17 protein-coding genes are annotated in these 24,259 nt (G+C 68.9%); 12 read left to right on the forward strand and 5 right to left on the reverse strand.

Features of this window, described 5'->3' with window-relative positions; all coding sequences use genetic code 11:
- Nucleotides 1-48: 48 nt before the first annotated feature.
- Together QPK32_RS02235 and QPK32_RS02240 are read left to right on the forward strand one after the other, a co-directional pair.
- Nucleotides 49-5,535 carry a HAMP domain-containing protein gene (locus QPK32_RS02235; protein ID WP_290411146.1) on the forward strand — a complete coding sequence of 1,829 codons (5,487 nt, stop codon included), beginning with the start codon at nucleotides 49-51 and terminating at the stop codon, nucleotides 5,533-5,535.
- The gene (locus QPK32_RS02240; protein ID WP_290411147.1) at nucleotides 5,535-6,398 is read left to right on the forward strand and encodes a CheR family methyltransferase; all 864 of its coding nucleotides are present in this window, start codon (nucleotides 5,535-5,537) and stop codon (nucleotides 6,396-6,398) included. Before QPK32_RS02235 ends, QPK32_RS02240 begins: the two co-directional genes overlap by 1 nt.
- Nucleotides 6,399-6,502: 104 nt before the next feature.
- Here the strand turns inward: QPK32_RS02240 and QPK32_RS02245 are convergent, their stop codons facing one another.
- Nucleotides 6,503-7,126, reverse strand: a complete 624-nt coding sequence (locus QPK32_RS02245; protein ID WP_290411148.1) for a glutathione S-transferase family protein — start codon at nucleotides 7,124-7,126, stop codon at nucleotides 6,503-6,505.
- Between the two features lie 183 nt (nucleotides 7,127-7,309).
- On the opposite strand from QPK32_RS02245, the gene QPK32_RS02250 reads away from it, so the two are divergent.
- Entirely contained in the window at nucleotides 7,310-9,964 is a 2,655-nt protein-coding gene (locus QPK32_RS02250) for a M1 family metallopeptidase (protein ID WP_290411149.1), read from the forward strand.
- 97 nt (nucleotides 9,965-10,061) lie between these two features.
- Here QPK32_RS02250 and glpD read toward each other — a convergent pair whose 3' ends face one another.
- Entirely contained in the window at nucleotides 10,062-11,627 is a 1,566-nt protein-coding gene (gene glpD / locus QPK32_RS02255) for a glycerol-3-phosphate dehydrogenase (protein ID WP_290411150.1), read from the reverse strand.
- Nucleotides 11,628-11,832: 205 nt separating this feature from the next.
- Between glpD and QPK32_RS02260 the strand changes: the two genes are divergently transcribed.
- The 3 genes from QPK32_RS02260 to QPK32_RS02270 all read left to right on the forward strand — a co-directional run bounded on the left by QPK32_RS02260 (nucleotide 11,833) and on the right by QPK32_RS02270 (nucleotide 13,563).
- Complete coding sequence (locus QPK32_RS02260) at nucleotides 11,833-12,459, forward strand: phosphohydrolase (RefSeq protein ID WP_290411151.1); 627 nt, start codon at nucleotides 11,833-11,835, stop codon at nucleotides 12,457-12,459.
- Nucleotides 12,456-13,274, forward strand: a complete 819-nt coding sequence (locus tag QPK32_RS02265) for a Sir2 family NAD-dependent protein deacetylase (protein ID WP_290411152.1) — start codon at nucleotides 12,456-12,458, stop codon at nucleotides 13,272-13,274. The genes QPK32_RS02260 and QPK32_RS02265 overlap by 4 nt, the downstream gene beginning before the upstream one ends.
- 166 nt (nucleotides 13,275-13,440) lie before the next feature.
- On the forward strand, nucleotides 13,441-13,563 hold the full coding sequence (locus QPK32_RS02270) for a hypothetical protein (protein WP_290411153.1): 123 nt from the start codon (nucleotides 13,441-13,443) through the stop codon (nucleotides 13,561-13,563).
- Nucleotides 13,564-13,674: 111 nt separating this feature from the next.
- Here QPK32_RS02270 and QPK32_RS02275 read toward each other — a convergent pair whose 3' ends face one another.
- Nucleotides 13,675-15,792 (reverse strand): ATP-dependent helicase, encoded by a 2,118-nt coding sequence (locus QPK32_RS02275; RefSeq protein WP_290411154.1) that lies wholly within the window; start codon nucleotides 15,790-15,792, stop codon nucleotides 13,675-13,677.
- A gap of 385 nt (nucleotides 15,793-16,177) precedes the next feature.
- Nucleotides 16,178-16,396, reverse strand: a complete 219-nt coding sequence (locus QPK32_RS02280; RefSeq protein WP_290411155.1) for a hypothetical protein — start codon at nucleotides 16,394-16,396, stop codon at nucleotides 16,178-16,180.
- A gap of 191 nt (nucleotides 16,397-16,587) precedes the next feature.
- Between QPK32_RS02280 and QPK32_RS02285 the strand changes: the two genes are divergently transcribed.
- From QPK32_RS02285 to QPK32_RS02310, 6 genes are all read left to right on the forward strand, one after another.
- Nucleotides 16,588-16,809, forward strand: coding sequence for a hypothetical protein (locus QPK32_RS02285; RefSeq protein ID WP_290411156.1), 222 nt, complete (start codon nucleotides 16,588-16,590; stop codon nucleotides 16,807-16,809).
- Nucleotides 16,810-16,930: 121 nt separating this feature from the next.
- Nucleotides 16,931-17,773, forward strand: a complete 843-nt coding sequence (gene fghA / locus QPK32_RS02290; protein ID WP_290411157.1) for an S-formylglutathione hydrolase — start codon at nucleotides 16,931-16,933, stop codon at nucleotides 17,771-17,773.
- Between the two features lie 215 nt (nucleotides 17,774-17,988).
- Nucleotides 17,989-18,459: an Hsp20/alpha crystallin family protein gene (locus QPK32_RS02295; RefSeq protein ID WP_290411158.1), complete on the forward strand. Its 471-nt coding sequence runs from the start codon at nucleotides 17,989-17,991 to the stop codon at nucleotides 18,457-18,459.
- A 31-nt stretch (nucleotides 18,460-18,490) separates the two neighbouring features.
- Entirely contained in the window at nucleotides 18,491-19,195 is a 705-nt protein-coding gene (locus tag QPK32_RS02300) for a phosphoribosyltransferase (RefSeq protein WP_290411159.1), read from the forward strand.
- On the forward strand, nucleotides 19,192-20,361 hold the full coding sequence (locus QPK32_RS02305) for an SRPBCC family protein (protein ID WP_290411160.1): 1,170 nt from the start codon (nucleotides 19,192-19,194) through the stop codon (nucleotides 20,359-20,361). Before QPK32_RS02300 ends, QPK32_RS02305 begins: the two co-directional genes overlap by 4 nt.
- Before the next feature lie 22 nt (nucleotides 20,362-20,383).
- On the forward strand, nucleotides 20,384-21,751 hold the full coding sequence (locus tag QPK32_RS02310) for an erythromycin esterase family protein (protein WP_290411161.1): 1,368 nt from the start codon (nucleotides 20,384-20,386) through the stop codon (nucleotides 21,749-21,751).
- On the opposite strand, the gene QPK32_RS02315 is transcribed toward QPK32_RS02310, so the two are convergent.
- A complete protein-coding gene (locus QPK32_RS02315) occupies nucleotides 21,733-24,168 on the reverse strand; it encodes a diguanylate cyclase domain-containing protein (protein ID WP_290411162.1) in 2,436 nt (811 codons plus the stop codon). The two genes, QPK32_RS02310 and QPK32_RS02315, sit on opposite strands and share 19 nt — an antisense overlap.
- Between the last annotated feature and the right edge of the window lie 91 nt (nucleotides 24,169-24,259).

Below are 24,259 nucleotides of genomic sequence, written 5' to 3' on the forward strand. Positions count from 1 at the left end.
TGGCGCACCGCCCCTTTTACCCCTTTCTCCTTCGAGGAAACCTAGTCAATGAACGACATGACTGACATGGCCGAACAGCTCGATGTCAAGCTGTTGCTGTCCACCCTGATGGCCCTGAAAAAAGGCGATTTCTCCGTCCGCATGCCATCCGACTGGACGGGCGTCTCGGGCAAGATCGCCGACACCCTGAACGACATCATCGAGACCAAGCAGAAGATGGTCGAGACGGTGACCGAGGTGTCGCGCGTCGTGGGCCGCGAAGGCCACCTGACCCAGCGCGCCGACGTGCCGGGCGTGGTCGGCGGCTGGTCCACCATCATCAGCTCCGTCAACACCCTCATCGACGACCTGGTGCGTCCGACCACCGAGATGGCGCGCGTCATCGGCGCCGTAGCGAAAGGCGACCTGTCGCAGACGATGGCCCTCGAAGTGGATGGCCACCCGCTCAAGGGCCAGTACCTGCGCGCGGCGACCACCGCCAACACGATGGTGGAACAGCTGTCCTCGTTCTCCTCCGAAGTGACGCGCGTGGCGCGCGAGGTGGGTACCGAGGGCAAGCTGGGCGGCCAGGCCTATGTGCCGGGCGTCGCGGGTACCTGGAAGGACTTGACCGACTCGGTGAACTCGATGGCGGGCAACCTGACCTCGCAGGTGCGTAACATCGCCGAGGTGACGACGGCGGTGGCGAACGGCGACCTCTCGAAGAAGATCACGGTGGACGTGCGCGGCGAGATCCTGCAATTGAAGGACACGATCAACGTGATGGTGGACCAGCTGCGCTCCTTCGCTTCCGAGGTGACGCGCGTGGCCCGCGAGGTGGGTACCGAGGGCAAGCTGGGCGGCCAGGCCTACGTGCCGGGCGTCGCGGGCACGTGGAAGGACTTGACCGACAACGTGAACTTCATGGCCTCGAACCTGACGGGCCAGGTGCGTAACATCGCGGCGGTGACGACGGCGGTGGCGAACGGCGACCTGGGCAAGAAGATCACCGTGGACGTCAAGGGCGAGATCCTGGAACTGAAGAACACCATCAACGTGATGGTGGACCAGCTCTCCTCCTTCGCCTCGGAGGTGACCCGCGTGGCCCGCGACGTGGGTACCGAGGGCAAGCTGGGCGGCCAGGCGATGGTGAAGGGCGTGGCCGGCACGTGGAAGGACTTGACCGACAACGTGAACTTCATGGCCTCGAACCTGACGGGCCAGGTGCGTAACATCGCGGCGGTGACGACGGCGGTGGCGAACGGCGACCTGGGCAAGAAGATCACCGTGGACGTCAAGGGCGAGATCCTGGAACTGAAGAACACCATCAACGTGATGGTGGACCAGCTCTCCTCCTTCGCCTCGGAGGTGACCCGCGTGGCCCGCGAAGTGGGTACCGAGGGCAAGCTGGGCGGCCAGGCGATGGTGAAGGGCGTGGCCGGCACGTGGAAGGACTTGACCGACTCGGTGAACTCGATGGCGGGCAATCTGACGGGCCAGGTGCGTAACATCGCGGACGTGACGACGGCCGAGGCGAACGGCGACCTCTCGAAGAAGATCACGGTGGACGTGAAGGGCGAGATCCTGGAACTGAAGAACACCATCAACGTGATGGTGGACCAGCTCTCCTCCTTCGCCTCGGAGGGGACCCGCGTGGCCCGCGAAGTGGGTACCGAGGGCAAGCTGGGCGGCCAGGCGATGGTGAAGGGCGTGGCCGGCACGTGGAAGGACTTGACCGACTCGGTGAACTCGATGGCGGGCAACCTGACGGGCCAGGTGCGTAACATCGCGGACGTGACGACGGCCGTGGCGAACGGCGACCTCTCGAAGAAGATCACGGTGGACGTGAAGGGCGAGATCCTGGAACTGAAGAACACCATCAACGTGATGGTGGACCAGCTGAACTCCTTCGCGTCCGAGGTGACCCGCGTGGCCCGCGAAGTGGGTACCGAGGGCAAGCTGGGCGGCCAGGCGAACGTGCCGGGCGTCGCCGGCACCTGGAAGGACTTGACCGACGGCGTGAACTCGATGGCGGGTAACCTGACGGGCCAGGTCCGTAACATCGCGGAAGTGACGACGGCCGTGGCGAACGGCGACCTGGGCAAGAAGATTACCGTGGACGTGAAGGGCGAGATTCTGGAACTGAAGAACACCATCAACGTGATGGTGGACCAGCTCTCCTCGTTCGCATCGGAAGTGACCCGCGTGGCCCGCGAGGTGGGTACGGAAGGTAAACTCGGCGGCCAGGCCTACGTGCCGGGCGTCGGCGGCACCTGGAAGGACCTGACCGACAACGTGAACTTCATGGCGTCCAACCTGACGGGCCAGGTGCGCAACATCGCGGCGGTGACCACCGCAGTGGCACGCGGCGACCTGTCCAAGAAGATTACCGTGGACGTGAAGGGCGAGATCCTGGAACTGAAGGACACCATCAACGTGATGGTGGACCAGCTCTCCTCCTTCGCATCGGAAGTGACGCGCGTGGCGCGCGAGGTGGGTACCGAGGGCAAGCTGGGCGGCCAGGCGAACGTGTCCGGCGTGGCCGGCACCTGGAAGGACTTGACGGAGAACGTCAACCAGCTGGCGGCGAACCTGACCAACCAGATGCGCGCGATCGGCGAGGTCGCGACGGCGGTGACGCGCGGCGACCTGTCGCGCTCCATCCAGGTGGAAGCGCGCGGCGAGGTGTCCTACCTGAAGGACAACATCAACGAGATGATCCGCAACCTGAAGGAGACCACGCAGAAGAATGCCCAGCAGGACTGGCTCAAGACCAACCTGGCGCGCTTTACCCGCCTGCTGCAGGGCCAGCGCGACTTGCAGGCCGTGACGAAGCTGATCCTGTCCGAGCTGGCCCCGCTGGTCTCGGCCCACCATGGCGTGTTCTACATGATGGACTCGCAGGAGATGGAAGCGCGCCTGCGCATGATCGCCTCCTACGGCTACCGTTCCAGCCGCAAGCTGCCGACCTCGTTCGCCCCGGGCGAAGGCCTGGTCGGCCAGTGCGCGATCGAGAAGAGCCGCATCTGGCTGACCGACGTGCCGCGCGACTACATCGTCGTCTCCTCGGGCCTCGGTTCGGCGCCGCCGACGAATATCGTCGTGCTGCCGATCCTGTTCGAGCAGCAGGTCAAGGCCGTGATCGAGATCGCCTCGCTGGACCGCTTCACGGAAACCCACCTGTCCTTCCTCGACCAGCTGATGGAATCGATCGGCGTCGTGCTGAATACCATCGAGGCGAACAGCCGGACCGAGTCGCTGCTGACCCAGTCGCAGTCGCTGGCGCAGGAACTGCAGCAGACCAACCAGGAACTGGCGGAAAAGGCGCGCCTCTTGTCCGAGCAGAACATCGAGGTGGAACGCAAGAACCGCGAGGTGGAACAGGCCAAGCTGGCGCTGGAAGAAAAGGCCACGCAGCTGGCGCTGTCCTCGAAGTACAAGTCCGAGTTCCTGGCGAATATGTCGCACGAACTGAGGACGCCGCTGAACTCCCTCCTGATCCTGGCGCAGCAGCTGTCGGACAACCCGGAAGGCAACCTGACGGGCAAGCAGGTCGAATTCGCCAAGACCATCCACGGCTCCGGCTCCGACCTGCTGACGCTCATTAACGACATTCTCGACCTGTCGAAGATCGAGTCCGGTACCGTCACGCTGGACGTGTCCGAGTACCGCTTCTCGAACCTGCGCAACTACGTCGACCGTACCTTCCGCCACATGGCCGAGGCCAAGCACCTGGGCTTCCAGGTCGACCTGGCGGACAATCTGCCGACGGCCGTGATGACGGACACCACGCGCTTGCAGCAGGTGCTCAAGAACCTGCTGTCGAACGCGTTCAAGTTCACCAGCCACGGCCACGTGTCGCTGACGATCAGCCTCGTCACGAGCGGCTGGACGGCCGACCACCCGCACCTGCTGCATGCGGACGCCGTGCTGGCCTTCTCCGTGCGCGACACGGGCGTGGGCATCCCGTCCGACAAGCTGCAGCTGATCTTCGAGGCGTTCCAGCAGGCCGACGGCTCCACCGCCCGCAAGTACGGCGGCACGGGCCTGGGCCTGTCGATCTCGCGCGAACTGGCACGCCTGCTGGGCGGCGAAATCCGCGTGGAATCCACAGTCAACATCGGCTCCACGTTCACGCTGTACCTGCCGTACAACCGCGCCGGCTTCATCAACTACGAACAGACGCGCCAGCCGCAACCGGCGCGCCTGGCCGCTCCGCCGGCCGCGCCGAGCGTGGTGAGCTCGCCCGTCGTCCATGCCGAGTCCGGCAACGAGCTCGATGGCGGCCTGGTCACGCTCGACGCGCTCGATCCGTCCGACGACCTGGGCGACGATGCGGGCCAGTACGCCACGATCCGCGACGACCGCGGCCTGGTGGTGCCGGGCGACGCCTCGGTGCTGATCGTCGAGGACGACGAGCGCTTCGCCAAGACCCTGCTCGACTTCGCGCGCGAGAAGAACTTCAAGGGCGTCGTCACGCAGCGCGGCGATTCCGCCCTGTCGCTGGCACGCGACTACCTGCCCTCGGCGATCCTGCTCGACATCGACCTGCCCGACATCGACGGCCTGACGGTGCTCGACCGCCTGAAGCGCGACCCGAGCACGCGCCATATCCCCGTGCACGTGATCTCGGCGCTGCGCGAACGCGAACGCGCGCTGCGCCAGGGCGCGATCTCCTACCTCAACAAGCCGGTCGACCGCGACATGCTGCAGGAGGAATTCAAGCGCATCCAGAAGTTCCTGATGGGCGGCAAGCGCAGCCTGCTGGTGGTCGAGGACGACCCGGCCCAGCGCGAGGCGATCGTGGCGCTGATCGGCGCGGCGGACGTGCACATCGTGCTGGCCGAGGACGGCAAGTCGGCACTGCAGGCGCTGGCGTCCGACCAGTTCGACTGCATGGTGCTGGACCTGACGCTGCCCGACGTCTCCGGCTTCGACCTGCTCGACCAGATCGGCAAGCAGCCGCAGCTGCGCGACCTGCCGATCGTGATCTACACGGCGCAGGAGCTGTCGCGCAAGGAAGTCACCAAGCTGAAACGCTATGCCAAGACCATCGTCGTCAAGGACGCGCGCTCGCCCGAGCGCCTGCTCGACGAGACGGCGCTGTTCCTGCACCGCTCCCAGGCCAGCCTGCCCGAGGTGCAGCGGCGCATGCTGGAAGAGATCCATGCGCTCGACGGCGGCCTGGCCGGACGCAAGGTGCTGATCGTCGATGACGACCTGCGCAACATCTTCGCCCTGTCCTCGCTGCTGGAGCGCCAGCAGATGCAGGTGCTGTTCGCCGAGAACGGCCGCGACGGCATCGAGGTGCTGGAAAAGGACCCGACCATCGAGATCGTCCTGATGGACATCATGATGCCGGAGATGGACGGCTACGACACGATGCGGGCGATCCGCCGCATCCCGAAGTTCAAGTCGCTGCCCATCATCACGCTGACGGCCAAGGCGATGAAGGGCGACCGCGACAAGTGCATCGCGGCCGGTGCGTCCGATTACATCACCAAGCCCGTCGACGTGGCCCAGCTGCTGTCGATGATGCGGGTCTGGCTGCACTGATGGCCGCACCGATGGTGCCGCCGAATGCATGGACCGGCATGGCCGCCGGTCTCGCGGTCGAGGAGCTGGAGACGGAGCTGCTGCTGGAAGCCGTGTTCCAGCGCTTCGGCCACGACTTCCGCGCCTACGACCGCCAGGCGCTGCGCGACCGCCTGGCGCGCGTGCTGCGCACGCTCGGCGCGCGCACGCTGTCCGGGCTGCAGGAACGGGTGCTGCACGACGGCGCGGAAGCGTCGCGCCTGCTGCGCGCGTTCTCGCCTGCGCCCGCCGGCCTGTTCGACAATCCCGGCCACGCGTCGCGCCTGCGCACGGTGCTGGCGCCGTCGCTGCGCGGCTGGCCGCTGCCGCGCGTGTGGATCGCCGAGTGCGCGGGCGTCGGCGAAGCGTGGACGCTGGCCATCGTGCTGGCCGAGGAAGGCGTGCTCGGACGGCTCGACATCCACGCCACGCTGGCCAACGAGGAACTGGTGGCCGAGCACCAGGACGCCTGGCTGCCGCTGGCCGAGCTGGAGGCCGCACGGGAGCGCCACGCCGGGAGCGGCGGCACGGGCGACCTGGCGGCCTGGTTCGAGATCGAGGACGGCAAGGCGCGCCTGCAAGCGCAGCTGCGCCGGCGCATCACCTGGTCGCAGTACAGCCTCGTGACGGACGCCTCGTTCAACGAGTTCCAGGCGATCGTCAGCTGCCACGCGCTGGCCGACTTCGGCCCCGTGCTGCGCCAGCGCGTGCTGCGCCTGTTCCACGACAGCCTGGCGCGCTTCGGCGTGCTGTGCCTGGACCAGCCGCTGTCGGTGGCGGATGCGCATGCGGGGTCGTACCAGGCGGTGGCCGGCGAGCGGCCGTGGTACAAGCGAGTGGGGTGAGAACCGCCTGAACGTCGTCCCTGCGAAGGCAGGGACCCAATTTGCACGCGTTATCGGTACGCATGCAGAATTGGGCCCCTGCCTGCGCAGGGGCGACGGGTTTTCTACACCACCGCCGCGCTCGGCCGCTCCGCCACCCGGTCCCGCCACGCCTGCAAGTTGTCCATCCCCTCCTGCCCCGGCCTGAACCGCATCAGGCCGCGCGCGAATTCCAGCGCGCAGAACGCCGTGATGTCGGCGATCGTGAACCGTTCCCCCGCCACGTAAGGCTGCCGCGCGAGCACCCCGTCGAGCCAGCGCGCCGTCGCGCGCACCTTGTCGCCCTGCGACACCCCGAAATCGCCGAACTGCGGCTGCTCCAGCGCCGCCAGGCCAGGGTGCGTGTGGCGGATGCAGTTGGCGATGCGCAGGAACAGCTGCAGCTCGCAGCGCCGGTCCATCATCTCGACGAAGGCGCGTTCCTCGAAGCCCTCTCCCATCAGGTTCGGCGCCGGATGGCGGCCCTCCAGGTAAGTGCAGATCGCGCGCGTCTCGGCCAGCACGCGGCCGTCGTCCAGCTCCAGCGCCGGCACCTGGGCCAGCGGGTTCTTCGCCATGAAGGCGGCGCCGCGGTGCTCGCCGGCCGCGAGGTCGACCGGCACGACCTCGATGTCGCGGATGCCCTTTTCGGCCATGAACATCAATACGCGGCGCGGATTCGGCGCGCGCGTGGCACTGTACAGTTTCATCAACGTCTCCTGTCGTCGTTATTGTGCGGACCATGATAACCGGACGGCGTGCAGGCGCCACGACTGCATGGACGAATTGCCTCGTTGACACCCAGCACCGTTTGCCCGTAGATTTGCCGCTTGGCCTTGCCCGTCCAAGCACTCCCCGCGCGCAAGTTCGACATACATACAAATAGGACCTCCATGCACCGCCGCCTGCTTTCCGCCGCCATTGCCCTGGCTTTCGCCGGCATGCCCGCCCTCCACGTCCAGGCCGCGCCGGCCAGGGCCGCCACCCAGGAAGCCACGACGCAGCTGCCGCGCGGCGTCGTGCCGACGCACTACGACATCTCGCTGACGCCGGACGCCGCCGCCGCGACCTTCGCCGGCAAGGCCGTCATCACGCTCACCGTCGCCAAGGCCGTCGACACCATCGTGCTCAATGCCGCCGACCTCGCGTTCTCCAGCGCCAGCATCGCGCCGGCCGCGGGCGGCGCGGCGGCCAAGGCCGCCACGAGCGTGAATGCGGAGGCGCAGACGGCGACCTTCAAGTTCGACCGTCCGCTGGCGCCGGGCATGTACCGCCTGGCCCTGGACTACACGGGCAAGATCGGCACCCAGGCCGTGGGCCTGTTCGGGCTGGATTACGCGGGCGCCGACGGCAAGCAGCAGCGGGCCCTGTTCACCCAGTTCGAGAACTCGGACGCGCGCCGCATGATTCCGTCGTGGGACGAGCCGGCCTACAAGGCCACGTTCTCGCTGGACGTGACGGTGCCGGCCGGCCAGATGGCAGTCAGCAATATGCCGGGCGAGGTCAAGACGTTGGCGGACGGCCGCCAGCAGGTGCGCTTCGCGCGCACGCCGAAGATGTCCACCTACCTGCTGTTCTTCGCGCTGGGCGACTTCGAACGCGCCACCGCCACCGTCGACGGCACGGAGCTGGGCGTCATCACGCGCCGCGGCGCCGTCAAGCAGGCCCAGTTCGCCCTCGACGCGTCGAAGGACATCCTGAAGGAGTACAACCAGTACTTCGGCGTGCGCTACCCGCTGCCCAAGCTCGACAACATCGCCGGGCCGGGCCAGAGCCAGTTCTTCGGCGCGATGGAAAACTGGGGCGCGATCTTCACCTTCGAATACGCGCTGCTGCTCGACCCGGCCATCGCCACCCAGCGCGACCGCCAGAACATCTTCTCGACGGCCGCCCACGAGATGGCGCACCAGTGGTTCGGCGACCTCGTCACGATGCGCTGGTGGGACGACCTGTGGCTCAACGAAGGCTTCGCCTCGTGGATGGAAAGCCGCATGACGGAGCGCCTGCATCCGGAGTGGAACAGCAAGCTGTCGGCCGTCGGCAGCCGCGACGGCGCCATGCAGCGCGACTCCACGGCCGCCACCCACCCCGTCGTGCAGCACATCGAGACCGTCGAGCAGGCCAGCCAGGCCTTCGACGAGATCACCTACCAGAAGGGCGAGGCCGTCATCCGCATGCTGGAAGCCTACGTCGGCGAGAACGCCTGGCGCGAGGGCGTACGCGCCTACATGAAGGCCCACGCCTACGGCAACACGGTGTCTGACGACCTGTGGAAGCAGATCGAGAAGGCGGCCAGGAAGCCAGTCACGGCCATCGCCCACGACTTCACGCTGCAGCCGGGCGTGCCGCTGATCCGCGTCGGCGAGCCGGTATGCAGGAACGGTGCCACCACGGTGGCGCTGACCCAGGCCGAGTTCTCGCGCGACCAGCCGGACAAGAAGCCGCTGGCCTGGCGCGTGCCCGTCATCGCACAGGTCGCCGGCAATGGCAAACTCGCCAACGCGCTCGTTTCCGGCGGCAAGGGCACCATCACCGTGCCGGGCTGCGGCGCCGTGATCGTCAATGCGGGCCAGAGCGGCTACTACCGCACGCTGTACGCGCCGAAGGAATTCGCCGCGCTGGCCGGCCAGTTCGCGCAGCTGGCGCCGATCGACCAGATCGGCCTGCTGTCGGACAGCTCCTCGCTGGGCATGGCCGGCCTGCAGCCGGCCTCCGACGTGCTGGCCCTGGCCAAGGGCGCGCCCCTGCAGGCCGATCCGCTCGTGTGGCAGCGCATCGCCGGCGTGCTGTCCGGCTTCCACAGCCGCTACGCCGGCGACGAAGCGCGCCAGCGCGCCTTCGATGCCTTCGCCCTCGCCCGCCTGGCGCCGCTGATGGCGCAGATCGGCTGGACCGCGCGCGACGGCGAGGCCGCCACGGTTGCCAACCTGCGCAACCAGCTGATCGGCGTGCTGAGCGACCTGGGCGACGCCGCCACCATCGCCGAGGCGCGCCGCCGCTACGCCGCCATGGACAAGGATCCGGCCGCCGTGCCGGGCCCGCTGCGCAAGACGATCCTGGCCGTCGTCGCCCAGAACGCGGACGCCGCGACCTGGGACGACCTGCGCAAGCGCGCCCAGGCGGAGAAGACGCCGCTGCTGAAGTCCAACCTCTACCTGCTGCTCTGCATCGCCAAGGACAAGGCGCTGGCCCGGCGCGCGCTGGAACTGGCGCTGACCGACGAGCCGGGCGCGACCACCAGCGCCTCGATGATCTCGGCCGTGGCCGGCCGCTATCCGGACCTGGCGTTCGACTTCGCGCTGGCCAACCGCGAGAAGATCAACGAGCGCATCGACGCCACCTCGCGCAGCCGCTACTTCGCGCGCCTGGCCTACGGCTCGTCCGATCCGGCGATGGTGGACAAGCTGAAAGCCTATGCCGGCACCAACCTCGCGGCCAGCGCCCGCGGCGACGTCGACGCATCCGTCGCGGCGATCCAGGACCGCATCAAGGTCAAGGAGCAGCGTTTGCCGGAGATCGATGCCTGGCTGGCGAAGAACGCCAAATAAGTCAGCCATCGCCTGCCCGTCGCCCGGCGCAGGCAGGGGCCCAATTTTGCGTGCATGCGTACGAACTTGGCCCCCTGCCTGCGCAGGGGCGACGAGGTCACGACGTCGGCACCATTTTGTGGCGCCGCGTTTCGAGCCACTCATCCAGCCTTGCCGCCGCCCCCGGCGGCATATGCAGCCCCAATTTGGTTCTGCGCCACAGGATGTCTTCCGCGCTGCGCGCCCATTCCTGGCGCACCAGGTAGTCCGCTTCCACCTCGAACAATCCCGGCACGATCTCCGTGCCCAGGTCCGCAAGCGCCCGGCAATGGGCGAGCATGGCCCCCAGGCGGGTGCCGTAGGCGCGCGCCCAGCGCTGCAGCAGCGGCTGCGGCAGCCAGGCGTACTGCTGGCGCCGCGTGCGCAGCCAGCCGTCGAATTCCAGCACGCCGCGCGCGATCGGCAAGCGGCCGTACAAATCGCCGCCGGGCAGGCAGGCGTGCTCGGTCCAGCCGCGCACCTGGCGTCCGAGCGCGGGACCGATGAGGTCGACGGCCTGCTCGGCCAGCTTGCGGAAGGTCGTCACCTTGCCGCCGAACACGGACAGCAGGGGCGCGCCCGTGTCCTCGAACGCCAGCCGGTAGTCGCGGCTCGCCTTCGACGCGCGCGCGGCGCCCGGCCCGACCTCGCCGATCAGCGGGCGCACGCCGGCATAGCTCCACACCACGTCGTCCTGGCCGATGCGGCGCTCGAAGCAGCGGTTCACGGCCTCGCACAGGTAGGCGGTCTCCGGCGCGCTGATGGCCATGCGGTCGAGCGCGCCGCCGTCGGGATCGCCCGCGAACTCGACGTCCGTGGTGCCGACCAGCGTGAAGTCCTGCTCGTACGGCAGCGCGAACACGATACGGCCGTCGGGCTGCTGCAGCAGGTAGGCGTCGCCATGGTCGAACAGGCGCCGCACGACGATATGGCTGCCCTTGACGAGACGCAGGGGCCTGGGCTGCGCGCCGTCGACGCCGCGCAGGAAGCTGGCGGCCCACGGTCCCGCCGCGTTCACCAGGCAGCGCGCGTGCACGTGGCGGGTGCCGCCCTCGCCTTCCAGCATCGCATCCCAGCGCCCGCCTTCGCGCCGCACGCCCGTGCAGCGGGTGCGCGTGTAGACGGCGGCGCCGCGCTCGCGCGCATCGAGCGCGGCCAGCACCACGAGGCGCGCATCGTCGACCCAGGCGTCGTAGTAGGAAAACCCGCGGGTGAAATGGCGCTGCAGCGCGGCCCCGGCCGGGTCGAGGCGCAGCCGCAGGCCCTGCGAGGCGGGCAGGAAGTCGCGCGGCGCCAGGTGGTCGTACAGGAACAGCCCGGCGCGGATCATCCAGGCCGGCCGCTGCCCCGGCGCATGGGGCATCACGAAGCGCAGCGGCCGCATGATGTGCGGCGCCCCCTTGAGCAGGATCTCGCGCTCGCGCAGCGCCTTGCGCACGAGGCCGAACTGGAACTGTTCCAGGTAGCGCAGCCCGCCATGGATCAGCTTGCTGGACGCGGACGAGGTGTGCTGGCCCAGGTCGTCCTTTTCGCACAGCACGACGCGCAAGCCGCGTCCGGCGGCGTCGCGCGCGATGCCGGCGCCGTTGATGCCGCCGCCCACCACCAGCACGTCGCAATCGATGCGTTTCGGAAGTTCGCCCATGTCTGTTCCCCGTCCCGGTGTCTGTTCACGAACCTGCCCACGAATCTGCCCACGAACCTGCCCACTATAATGCCAGAGCATAATGCCAGCGCAGCCCCCGATGTTCGTCCACGTCAATCGTCAACCGTTGCGGGTAGGCGCGGCGGCCCCGTGTAGAATCCTCCCATGACGATCGCTGCCCCCTCCCGTTGACATGGCGCCCGAGATGCGCGCCTGGGTTCGCATGCCCTCCGGCAAGCGGCTCGACCTCCTGAACCCCACGCCCTTCGACTGGGACGATGCCGACCTGGCGCTCGGCCTGGCCCGTACCTACCGCTGGGGCGGCCACTCGGCCTGGCCGCTGCCGCTGTCCGTCGCCCAGCATTCGATCGCCGTGATGCTGCTGCGCCGCGCGGCCAGCAGCGCGCCCCTGCCCGCCGTGTGCGAACTGCGCGAACTGCTGCACGACGCCGAGGAAGGCTTGCTCGGCTTCGACGCCGTCTCGCCCATCAAGCCCTTCCTGGGCGACGGTTTCCGCGCGCTGACGCGGCGCCTGGAACAGGCCGTGTTCCTGCGCTACCGCCTGCCCGCCTGGACGGCGGCCGAGCACGCGCTGCACAAGCGCGCCGACCGCCTGGCCGCGGCCAGCGAAGCCGTGCACGTGGCCGGCTGGTCGGTGCAGGAAGTGCGCTCCACGCTCAAGATCCGCTCCGAGGTGCTGGAGCGCGATCCGCTGGCCGAGGTCTACGACTGCCGACCGTGGGAGCCGTGGCCGCCGCTGCTCGCGGCCGAACGCTTCCTGGCCGAGCTGGAACGCCTGCAGCGCAGGATCGACGAGGAGGAAGGCCCGTGAACCTGGATGCCGCCATCGCCCGGGCCGCCGCGCTGCTGCGCGATGCCGACGGGCTCCTGGTCGGCGCGGGCGCCGGCATCGGCGTCGATTCCGGCCTGCCCGACTTTCGCGGCGACCACGGGTTCTGGCGCGCCTATCCGCCGTTGGCCAGGCTGGGCATTCGTTTCGTCGAGATGGCCAACCCGCGCCATTTCGCGGCCAACCCCGAACTGGCCTGGGGCTTCTATGGCCACCGTCTCGCGCTGTACCGCGACACCGTGCCGCACGAAGGGTTCGCCATCCTGCGCGCGCTGGGCGAGCGCCTGGAGCACGGCGCCTTCGTCTTCACAAGCAACGTGGACGGCCAGTTCCAGCGGGCAGGCTTCGATCCGCTGCGCCTGGTCGAATGCCACGGCTCGATCCACCACCTGCAATGCACGCGCCCGTGCAGCGACGCGATCTGGCCGGCGCACGCCGTCCAACCCGTCATCGATCCCGCCACCTGCCTGATGGCGCCGCCCCTGCCGGCATGTCCCCGCTGCGGCGCGCTGGCACGTCCCAACATCCTGATGTTCGGCGACGGCGCCTGGCTCGACGGGCGCACCGAGGCCCAGTATGCACGGCTGGCGCGCTGGGGTGGCGCGGCGCGCCGGCTGGCGGTAGTGGAACTGGGCGCGGGCAGCGACGTGCCTTCGGTGCGGCGCCTGTGCGAAGCGCAGGACGCGCCGCTCATCCGCATCAATCCGCGCGAGCCGGACGTGGCGCCGGGCGCAGGCGTGGGCATCGCGGCCGGCGCGCTGGACGCCTTGCGCCGCTTGCGCCACGCGCTCGCGTGAGCGCCGACGCCGGGGCCAGCGCCGGAGCGACGAACTGTCAGGAAACAGGGATGGTCGAGATGGTCGTTGCCTGTGTGCAAATCCTCGATCAATCCTTATAAAAATGTCCTAAAGCATTGATTCGATTCGATTTATTCCAATATCCACAAGAAATGTGGATAACTGTGTGGACAAGCACCACTTGACAAGCGCCGAGGGCAGCAGCGATGCGGGTTTCAACAAAATGCCCAAGGAACAGGCAAAAATTAAGCCCTTGAAAATCAAGGATTTGCACGCGCACCGCTTTTGAACAGTGCGTGACTATAGGGCAAATTCCTACAAAAACCACAGTGCGGGGATAACTCCGCGAACGTGGCTGGAATTCCCGGCATTTCGCTCGCTTCCCGCGCCTATCCTGCGCCTATTTCCACGCGTTGCGTGCCCGTTCGCGCACCATCATCCTGACGCTGTCCGGCATCGGCTTGCGGCTTTGCGGCGTATCGGCATTCATCCACACGCATTCCTCGAAATGCTTCAGCATGGCCGGCGCGATGAAGCGGCTGCGCTGGGCGTAGACGTGGCGGTCGCCCATCTGGGCCTGCTGCTTGATGAAGAAGCGGTTCGGCACCACCAGGTGCAGGTGTTCCTTGGCGCGCGTCATGGCGACGTACAGCAGGCGCCGCTCTTCCTCGATGTCTTCCGCGCTGCCCGTCGCCATGTCGGACGGGATGCAGCCGTCGACGACGTTCAGCACGTGCACGGCCTTCCACTCCTGGCCCTTGGCCGAATGGATCGTCGACAGGATCAGGTAGTCGTCGTCCAGCAGCGGGGGGCCGGCGCGGTCGCTGGTCGCGTCGGGCGGATCGAGCGTCAGTTCGGTCAGGAAGGCTTCGCGCGAGCCGTAGCCGCCGGCCAGCGCCACCAGCTGCTCGAGGTCGGCGGCGCGCACGGGCGCGTCGTCGTACAGGCGCTCCAGGTGCGGCAGGTACCAGTCCTTGACCAGCTCGGCGTCCAGCGGCCAGCGCAGGCCGGAGGTACGCAGGGTCCGGAACAGCGCGGCGAACTGGTCCCATTCGGCCTGGGCCCGGGACGGCGCCGCGAAGGCGGCCACGGCATCGGCCGGCTCCCCCGCCTCGGCCACGGCGTCGAGCAGGCGCGCCGCCGTGGCCGGGCCGATCCCCGGGATCAGCTGGACGACGCGGAAACCGGCCAGGCGTCCGCTCGGGTTCTGGGCAAAGCGCAGCATCGCCAGCATGTCCTTGATGTGGGCCGCTTCCAGGAATTTCAGGCCGCCGAACTTCACGAACGGTACGTTGCGGCGCACGAGTTCCAGCTCCAGCGCCGCGCTGTGGCTGGCGGCGCGGAACAGCACCGCCTGCTGGGTCAGCCTGGTGCCCTGCTCGCGCTGTTCCAGCACGCGGTTGCAGACCCAGCGCGCCTGCTCGGCCTCGTCCGGGATCAGCACCAGTTGCGGCTTGCCGCTGGCCACCCTGTCCGTCCACAAGGTCTTCGCATGGCGCTCCAGCGCCGCCGCGATCACGGCATTCGAGGCGTCCAGGATCGGCTGCGTGGAACGGTAGTTGCGGTCCAGCGTGACCGTCCGCGCCGGCTGGCTGAACTGCTTCGGGAAATCGAGGATGTTGCGCACCGTGGCGCCGCGGAAGGAATAGATGGCCTGGGCATCGTCGCCGACCACGACCACGCCCCGTCCGTCCGGCTTCATGCCCTGCAGGATGGCCGCCTGCAGGCGGTTGGTGTCCTGGTATTCGTCGACCAGCACGTGGTCGAACAGCGCGCCCAGCTCCGGCCCCAGCTCGGGATCGGAGGCCATCTCGGCCCAGAACAGCAGCAGGTCGTCGTAGTCGAGCACATTCTGTTCCTGCTTGGCGTCGACGTAGGCCCCGAACAGGCGCTTGAGCTGTTCCTCCCACTCGCCGCACCACGGAAAGGTCGATTGCAGCACCTCGCCCAGCGGCTCGCGGCTGTTGACGACGCGCGAATAGATCGCCAGGCACGTCCCCTTCAGCGGAAACCGCTTCTGGCCGGCCGCGGCGCCCAGGCCGATCTCCTGGCGCACCAGGCCCATCATGTCCTCGGAATCGGCGCGGTCGTGGATCGTGAACGAGGCTTCCAGGCCGATGCGGCCGGCGTGTTCGCGCAGCAGGCGCGCGCCGATGCCGTGGAAGGTGCCGGCCCAGGGCAGGCTGGCGAACGACTGGCTCGACGTCTTGAAGATGCGCTGCAGCACGCCGGCCGCCCGTTGCCCCATCTCGTTCGCCGCGCGCCGCGAGAACGTCAGCAGCAGGATGCGCTGCGGATCGGCGCCGGACTGGATCAGGCGCGCCACCCGGTGCGCCAGCGTATTGGTCTTGCCCGAACCGGCGCCGGCGACGACCAGCAGCGGCCGCGGCGCAGCGGCGCCGATGTCGTGGTCGACGGCGGCGCGCTGGGCATCGTTCAGGCCGGCATAGGGGTCGTCGTCCCGTTCGGTGGACGAAGCGGACGAGGGACTGGCAGTGGCGAAGGCGGTAGCGGACATGGACAAGCTGGAAAGATGGCTCAACTGTACATTTATCCAGTGTGCTTGCGCAAGTGCAATCCTCTCTCCAAATTCCTCCGGTGTCGCGTGATGGCATCAGTCCGGGTGAGCCGTGCCTGAGCCGGTTTTCACTAAGTCGATGGTTTTAAACGAATTGACCAGATATCCACAAAAACTGTGAATAAGCTTGTGGAAAAACACCCTCTTGACATCGCAAAAGCGAGCTGGGATGCGGCTTTCAACAACTTGCCCGTTGCGCGGGCAGTTCGCAAGCCACGCAAAATCAAGGGTTTACGATGTCAAGCGAAGCACGAATTAAATAATTATGCAAGATGAGGAAAGGAAATTTTTGTGTATAACCTTCGCCAAAAAATCGCCTGCCAGCTCAAGCATACCAGGCACGCCGGCGTCCGGGCTCCGTCAGGACACGTTCGATGACGTCGTTGCCGACGTCCTGGGAACGCAGGTATTCGACGGCCGTCATCGTATTGCTGCGTTGCTGGAGTGCAATGCCGAGATCGACGATCTCGCTGCGCTGGTCGTCCCGGCGCTGGTAGGGAACGGTGGCTTGGTCGTCGTCTTGATCGAGGATGTCTTGATTCATCTCAGCTCCTGACTTTGATGGAGGATAATGGTTTTGCTGCCTAACGAGTATTTCCCAGGATGAGCGAAAGTCAAGGGCCAATTTCGCATTGCACCATGACGTGCGTGTGACAAGCGGAAGGCCGCGTGCGCCGCCGCGCCGCCGGCCATCCTAGAATGGCTTCGTCATCCATTCTTCCCTGCGAGGCTTCCGTGAACACCGATAACAACGGCACAAACCCCACCGACGGCCACCATCCCGTCACCCCGGCCGCGCCCGACCTGAAACCGGGCGACGAGGCGGAACCGGGCACGCCGGGCGCCGCCGAGGACCTGTGCGAAACCTGCGGCGGCAGCGGCAAGCTGGCCAACGGCAAGACCTGCCCCGAGTGCGAAGGCACGGGCCGCGTGATGCGCGGCATCGGCGGCGGCTGACGCATCCGGCCTGGACGGCGGCGCGATGCAGGCGGCATGCCCGGACCGCCGTGCTGGCAGGCTTGACGCGGAACGGGCATACTTGCGCTTTCGTTAATCCATCGCATTTGCGGATTCCACCATGCTCGAACTCCTTAGCGAACACGCCTGCTTCGGCGGCGTCCAGCGTTTCTACAAATTCGATTCCGCCGCCATTGGCCTGCCGATGCGCTTCTCCGTGTACCTGCCGCCCGGCGCGGAAGGCAAGCGCCTGCCCGTGCTGTTCTACCTCGCCGGCCTCACCTGCACCGAAGAGACCTTCATGATCAAGGCCGGCGCCCAGCGCGTGGCCGCCGAGGAAGGCCTGATCCTGGTGACGCCCGACACCAGCCCGCGCGGCGCCGGCGTGCCCGGCGAAACCGACGCCTGGGACTTCGGCGCCGGCGCCGGCTTCTACGTCGACGCCGTGCAGGAACCGTGGTCCGCGCACTACCGCATGTACAGCCACATCCTGGAACTGCGCGAACTGGTGCTGGCCGGGCTGCCGGCCGACCCGGAGCGCGTCGGCATCTTCGGCCACTCGATGGGCGGCCACGGCGCGCTGATGCTGGCGCTGCGCAATCCGGACCTGTTCCGCTCCGTCTCCGCGTTCGCCCCGATCGCCGCGCCGATGCGCTGCCCGTGGGGCCAGAAGGCCTTCGGCGGCTACCTCGGCAGCGACCAGGCGGCGTGGCGCGCCTACGATGCCACCGAGCTGATGGCCGGCAGCGGCACGGCGCCCTTCCCCAAGGGCATCCTCGTCGACCAGGGCCTGGCGGATAAATTCCTCGCCGAGCAGCTGTATCCGGAAGCGTTCGAAGAGGCCTGCCGGTCCGTCGGCCAGCCGCTCACGCTGCGCCGCCACCCCGGCTACGACCACGGCTATTACTTCATCTCGACCTTCGTCGACGACCACCTGCGCTTCCACCGCCGCAACCTCGGCTAGGAGCCTATCCCTGCGATAGACCGGCGCCGCGGCGCCGGATTCCCCGCTCTCGTCCGCCTGCTGGCGCGCGTCAAACATCCGTGCCCGGCCGCGCGCACGAATCGCGGCGGCGCTTGCATTCGGCCCGCCCCGGTCCTATAAATGCGATGGCGGCGCCGGCGTTCCACCCTGCCGCCGTTTCATCCCGCCTTGTCACCCTTTACGAGGAGGTCATCATGAACCTGATCAGGAGGAGCAATGCCCCGCTGACGCCGTTCCGTCCGGGCTCGATGGAAGACCAGTTCGGCCGCATGGTCGAAAGCATGTTCCAGGACTTTTTCGCGCCGCTGGCGCAAGGCGCCGCCTGGGCCGGGGAAGGCCTGGGCATGCCGCGCCTCGACGTGATCGAGCACGATGGCGCGTTCGAAGTGCGTGCCGACCTGCCGGGCGTGCGCAAGGAAGACGTGAAGGTCGCCATCGACGGCCAGCGCGTGACGATCGAAGGAGAGTGCCAGCAGGCAAACGAACAGCGCCAGGGTGAACAGGTGGTGTACGCTGAACGCTCGACGCGCAGGTACCAGCGCAGCTTCACGCTGCCGTCCGAGGTGGACGACGCGGGCGCCGAGGCGAAGCTCGAGAACGGCGTGCCGATGCTGACGCTGCCGAAGAAGGCGGGCGGCGCGGCGCGCCGGCTGACCGTCCAGTAGAGCCGGGGCTGGAGCGGCGCAGGATGGAAACATGGCGGAGATTCACGGTTTCAAGGACCGCTGCGAAGCGGGCGAATTGCTGGCCGAACGGCTCGCCCCCTATGCCGGGCGGGCCGATGCGCTGGCCCTTGCCCTGCCGCGCGGCGGCGTGCCGGTCGCCTTCGCCCTCGCGCGCCGCCTCGGCATCGCGCTGGATATCCTGGTCGTGCGCAAGCTGGGCATGCCGCACCATCCGGAGCTGGCGATGGGCGCGATCGGCAGCGGCGGCGTGCGCATGCTGCAGCCGGGCGTGCCCGGCCTGATGGGCGTCACGCAGGACGACGTGGACATCGTGGCCGCGCGCGAGCTGGCCGAACTGGAACGGCGCGAGCGGGCCTACCGCGGCGAGCGGCCGCCGCTGCGATTGGCGGGACGCAGCGCCATCCTGGTCGACGACGGCGTGGCCACCGGCGCGAGCATGCTGGCCGCCATCGACGTCGCGCGCCGCCTGCGGCCGCGCGAGCTGGTGCTGGCGATCCCGGTGGCGCCGCCGGACACGCTGCAGGCGTTGGCGCCGCGCGTCGACGCGCTGGTGTGCCTGCTGGCCCCGCCATGCTTTCGCGCGGTCGGGAAGTGGTACGAGCGCTTCGACCAGACGAGCGACGCGGAAGTACAGGATTTGCTGGAAGCGACTTGGAACGGCGCTTCTGGCCCGGGCAAGACATCCGACGACATGCGACGAGGACCGAGACCATGAAACAGACGACCGACATCAATCTGGACATTGCCAAATGGCTGGGCGGCGCGGCCGCCGGGGCGCTGCTGATGTACATGCTCGACCCGGATCGCGGCGGCGCGCGCCGCGCGCAATCGGCCGCCGCCGTGCGCGGCGCGGGCACGCGCACCTCGCATGCGCTCGGCCAGGCCTGGCACGGCGCCGGCGAACGGCTGGGCGCCGCCGGCCAGCGCTTGCGCGGGGGCGTGCGCCAGGCGGCAGCGGACGCGCAAGAGGCTGCGCGCCCGGACGGCGCCGGCGAGCGCCTGGTCCACGATGCGCAACAGGGCGCGCGACAGGCCGGCGGCGCGGCACGCGAGCTGCTGGGCCGCGCCGGCGATACCGCGGCCGCTTCCTACGACGGCGCGCGCAGCGGCGCGCGCCGGCTCGGCGCCCAGTTGCGCGATGCGCTGCACAATTCGCTGCACGGCGCGCTGGACAGCGGCGCCGACGGCGCCTGGTCGCCGGCCATGCGCAACTCGGCCGTTGCGGGCGGCGCCCTGCTGGCCACGGTGGGCGTGCTCCGCCGCTCGCCGCTGGCCCTCGTGCTGGGCCTGGCCGGCGCAGCCCTGCTCGCACGCGGCGCCGCCAACCGGCCGCTGGGCGGCGCGCTGAGCGGCATGGTACGCGGCCAGCTGGGCCAGCGCCTGCGCCTGTCGATGGACCAGACGGCCGACGTCGAGCAATCGATCCATATCGACGCGGCGCCGGAAGACGTGTACGACCTGTGGACCGACTACGAGAACTTCCCGCGCTTCATGTCGCACGTGGTCGAGGTGCGCGACCTGGGCCGGCGCCGCTCGCACTGGGTGGTCAGGGGCCCGGGCGGCACCGAGTTCGCCTGGAACTCCGTCGTCACTGAACAGAGCCGCCCGCACCGGCTGGCCTGGCGCAGCGAACCGGGCGCGGAGATCCCGCAGAACGGTTCGATCCAGTTCGAGCCGCAACGCGGCGGCACTCTCGTCACCGTGCGCATGTCCTACGTGCCGCCGGCCGGGGCGCTGGGCCGCGGCCTGGCGGCGTTGCTGGGCGCCGACCCGCAATCGCGCATGCAGGACGACCTGCGGCGCATGAAGTCCTTCATCGAACGGGGCGCCGCGCCCTACCGCGACACCGAGCGACACGCCGGCGGCCGCACGCTGCACTGACCTACCCTTCATCGAGCCCACCATGCCAACCCAGCAAGCCGCCTCCTTCCTGCGCAGCGCCGCCCGCCCCCTCAGCGGCGGCGAGCACGACTACGACGCCCTGCTCGACCTGGTCGGCGACGCCCGCTTCGTGCTGCTGGGCGAAGCCACCCACGGCACCCACGAGTTCTACGAGGAGCGCGCCCGCATCACCCGCCGCCTGATCGAGGAAAAAGGCTTCCACGCCGTGGCCGTCGAGGCGGACTGGCCGGACGCCTACCGCGTCAACCGCTACGTGCGTGGCCAGGGCGAGGACAAGGACGCCGACGCGGCGCTCGGCGGCTTCAAGCGTTTCCCGAACTGGATGTGGCGCAATACCGACGTGGCGCGCTTCGTCGAATGGCTGCGCCGGCATAATGGACAACGGCGTGGCCAACGGGGTGGCCAGCAGCATGGCCAGCACGGCAGCGTCGCGCGCCAGGTCGGCTTCTACGGCCTGGACCTGTACAGCATGTTCACCTCGATCGGCGAAGTGCTCGACTACCTGGAACGGGTGGACCCGCAGGCCGCCACCCAGGCGCGGGCGCGCTACGCCTGCTTCGACCACTATGACGAGGACAGCCAGCATTACGGCTACACGGCCAATATCGACATCTCGGCGTCCTGCGAACAGGGCGTGATCGAACAGCTGGCCCAGATGCAGCAGCGCGCGCTCGAGTACATGCGGAAGGACGGCGCCGAGGACGGCTTCTTCTACGCCCAGCAGAACGCCTGCCTCGTCAAGAATGCCGAGGAATACTACCGCACCATGTTCCGTGGCCGCATCTCGTCCTGGAACCTGCGCGACAGCCACATGGCCGAGACGCTCGACGCACTCGCCGCCTACCTGACGGGGGACGGCGAACCGGCCAAGATCGTCGTGTGGGAACACAACTCGCACATCGGCGACGCGCGTGCCACCGAGGTCGGCGAGCTGGGCGAATGGAACGTGGGCGAACTGGCGCGCAAGGCCTACGACGGCCAGACCCGCCTGGTCGGCTTCTCGACCTACGACGGCTACGTGACGGCGGCGTCCGAATGGGACGGCCCGGCCGAGCACAAGCGCGTGCAGCCCGGCCTGGCCGGCAGCTACGAAGCGCTGCTGCACGAGGTCGGCCTGCCCCGCTTCCTGCTTCCCCTGCGCGCGCCGGGTCCGGCGCGCGACATCCTGATGGAGCGCCGCCTGGAGCGCGCCATCGGCGTGCTCTACCTGCCGCGCACGGAACGCCAGAGCCATTATTTCTCGGCCCAGATGGCGCGCCAGTTCGACGCCGTCATCCACATCGACCGCACCACGGCCGTGCAACCGCTCGACCGGGGCGGCGGCTGGCACGCGCAGGAGCCGCCCGAAACCTATCCTTCGGGCCTGTAGCCGGCCGGGGCGGCAGCGTCGCCGAGCACGACGAAGCGGTCACGTCCCGCGCGCTTGGCTTCGTACAGCGCCGCATCGGCCTGTCCCAGCAAGCGTTCCTGGTCGGGCAAGGGTCCGGCGCCGGCGTCGGCGAGCGTGATGCCCACGCTGGCGCTCACGGCCAGCTCGCCCGCGCTCGTGGCGAACGGCGCGCGCATCGCCTCGACCACCTGGGCGCCGGTTTGCGCGGCCTGCGCCACGCCGCCCACGTCTTCCAGCACGATCACGAACTCGTCGCCGGCCAGGCGCGCCACGGTATCGACGGCGCGCACGCTCGCGGACAGGCGGCGCGCGAACTCCTGCAGCACCTCGTCGCCCACGCCATGGCCCCAGGTGTCGTTGATGCGCTTGAAATGGTCGATGTCGAGGTAGGCCAGTCCCAGCACGCTGCCCTTGCGGCGCGCCCGTTCGAGCGCGCGCGCCAGCGTCTCGTTGAACAGGCGGCGGTTGGCGATGCCGGTCAGGTCGTCCACGCGCGCCATCTGCACCAGGCGGCGCTCCGCTTCCTTCATGCGGGTCATGTCGTGCGCGAGCGCATAGACGCCCGTCACCGCGCCCGCCTCGGCACCCGGCGCAGCGCCCGCGTCCGCACCCACCGCAGCGCCGCCGCGGTCCGGCACGAACGTCCATTCGAGGATGCGGTGCTGCCCGGCCGCCTGCAGCGCCATCTCGAAGCGCACGCCGTTGCCGGCGAAGGCGCCCAGCAGGCGCGCCCTGGCGCCGTCGTAGCCGGGCTTGCCGAGCGCTTCCAGCAGGTGCATGCCCTCCACGCGTCCCTCGCCCAGGCCCAGCCAGGCACGGAAGGTAGCGTTGGCGAAGCCCAGCCGGTGGTTGCGGTCGATGTAGCAGATCAGGACCGGCAGGTTGTCGGCGATCAGGCGCAGGCGCTGCTCGCTGGCCGCCTGCACCAGTTCGGCTTCCTTGCGTTCGCTGATGTCCATCGCCAGCACGTAGAAGCCGGCGACGCCGAGGTTGCCGTCGTCGTCCTCGATCACGTCGGGCAGGTAGTCGATCAGCTGGTGGCGCCGCTTGTCGTCGCTGCGCACGTCCTCGACCCGTCCACGCTCGCCGCGCAGCACGGCGCGCACCAGCGGCTCCAGGCGCGCGTAGCCGGCCTCGCCCAGCGCCTCGCGCACCGTGCGGCCGCAGGCTCCGCCCGCCAGGCCGAGCATGCGCTCGAAGCCGGCGTTGGTGAAGACGATGCGCTCGTCGCGGTCGACGTAGGCGATGGCGGCCGGCACGTTGTCGGCGATGGCGCGCACCCGGTTCGACGCCTGCTCGCGTTCGTGCACCAGGCCGTGGAAGGCGCGCGCCAGTTCGCCGATCTCGTCGCGCCGGCACAGTTGCGGGTCGGCCTGCAGCGCGGCGCTGCCGACGCCGCCGCGGCGCATCGCCGCCACCTTGCGGCGCAGCGCGTCGAGGGGACGCAGGCGGCGCCGCACCAGCCACCAGGCAAAGCCGCCGGCCAGCAGCGCCAGGGCGGCGGCCACCGCCAGCACGCGGCGCCGCATGCGCGCCATCGGCGCGAACGCCTCGTCGCTCGGGTAGCGCGCGCCCAGCACCCAGCCCGTGCTGCGCAGGCGCTTGTAGGTGAAGATGGCCGCGCCCTGGCGGTCGACGCCGTGCAGCCAGCCCTCGAAGCCATGCAGGGCGCGCTGCGCGCCCGGATACCCGTCCATCTTGTCGCCCGCCGCGGCATCGAGCCGTTCCATCAGGCGTTCGCGGTTCGGATGGTCGATCACGACGCCGTCGGCCGACATCAGGAACAGGTAGCCGCTGCGGCCCGGCTTCAAGGCGTCGATCTGGCGCAGGAAGTTCGAGTGCTGCAGGTCGATGCGCCCGGCCAGCACGTAGGCCAGGTCGCCGGCCGCGTCGAACACGGGCACCGTCACCAGCACGATCTGGGCGCCGGACAGGCGGCTCTGGAACGGTTCCGACACCAGGCCGTGGCGCCGCCGCACCGTCTCTTCGAAGTACTGGCGCCCGGCGCCGGTGAGCGGCTGGGCGCTCGGCATCGAGGATCCGGACGCCACCAGGTCCCCGTTGCGCGCGAACGCGACGACGTTGACGAAGCCGTCCAGCGCGCCCGGTTCGCGCTCGCTCAGCCAGGCCTGCAGGCGGCGCGGATCGTGCAGGGCGGCCGGCGGCACGGAGCGCGCCAGCACGTCCATCTCGCGCACGCGCGCCTCCAGGCGGTCGTCGATGAAGGCGGCGGCGCTGGACAGCAGCGCGAACTGCTGGTCGCCCAGCACGGCGCGCATGTCGTGCTCCGCCACCGTCAGCGCGAGCGGCCCGACCAGCAGCGTGGCGCCCAGCACCAGCGCCCCGACCGTGACGGCCAGGCGCGAACGGACGGTGATGGGCAGGAGGGATCGCAAGGTCGTCGTATCTCGGCGGCGCTGCGTGTGTCGCAGCCCCGCCAGTATATGTCACAGTTGTAAAGCCGGGCCCCAAGCGCCGCGACGAAAC

Origin of the sequence: Massilia sp. YIM B02763, assembly GCF_030412015.1 — a bacterium.
In the GTDB taxonomy this organism is placed as follows: Bacteria; Pseudomonadota; Gammaproteobacteria; order Burkholderiales; family Burkholderiaceae_D; genus Telluria.

What these genes read in the sequence shown, in the direction of transcription:
- QPK32_RS02305 (WP_290411160.1), top strand. Translation starts at nt 19,192, where the DNA reads ATGAAACAGACGACCGACATCAATCTGGACATTGCCAAATGGCTGGGC.
- QPK32_RS02245 (WP_290411148.1), bottom strand. Translation starts at nt 7,126, where the DNA reads ATGAAACTGTACAGTGCCACGCGCGCGCCGAATCCGCGCCGCGTATTG.
- QPK32_RS02235 (WP_290411146.1), top strand. Translation starts at nt 49, where the DNA reads ATGAACGACATGACTGACATGGCCGAACAGCTCGATGTCAAGCTGTTG.
- QPK32_RS02275 (WP_290411154.1), bottom strand. Translation starts at nt 15,792, where the DNA reads ATGTCCGCTACCGCCTTCGCCACTGCCAGTCCCTCGTCCGCTTCGTCC.
- QPK32_RS02310 (WP_290411161.1), top strand. Translation starts at nt 20,384, where the DNA reads ATGCCAACCCAGCAAGCCGCCTCCTTCCTGCGCAGCGCCGCCCGCCCC.
- QPK32_RS02240 (WP_290411147.1), top strand. Translation starts at nt 5,535, where the DNA reads ATGGCCGCACCGATGGTGCCGCCGAATGCATGGACCGGCATGGCCGCC.
- QPK32_RS02280 (WP_290411155.1), bottom strand. Translation starts at nt 16,396, where the DNA reads ATGAATCAAGACATCCTCGATCAAGACGACGACCAAGCCACCGTTCCC.
- QPK32_RS02295 (WP_290411158.1), top strand. Translation starts at nt 17,989, where the DNA reads ATGAACCTGATCAGGAGGAGCAATGCCCCGCTGACGCCGTTCCGTCCG.
- QPK32_RS02250 (WP_290411149.1), top strand. Translation starts at nt 7,310, where the DNA reads ATGCACCGCCGCCTGCTTTCCGCCGCCATTGCCCTGGCTTTCGCCGGC.
- glpD (WP_290411150.1), bottom strand. Translation starts at nt 11,627, where the DNA reads ATGGGCGAACTTCCGAAACGCATCGATTGCGACGTGCTGGTGGTGGGC.
- QPK32_RS02260 (WP_290411151.1), top strand. Translation starts at nt 11,833, where the DNA reads ATGCGCGCCTGGGTTCGCATGCCCTCCGGCAAGCGGCTCGACCTCCTG.
- fghA (WP_290411157.1), top strand. Translation starts at nt 16,931, where the DNA reads ATGCTCGAACTCCTTAGCGAACACGCCTGCTTCGGCGGCGTCCAGCGT.
- QPK32_RS02300 (WP_290411159.1), top strand. Translation starts at nt 18,491, where the DNA reads ATGGCGGAGATTCACGGTTTCAAGGACCGCTGCGAAGCGGGCGAATTG.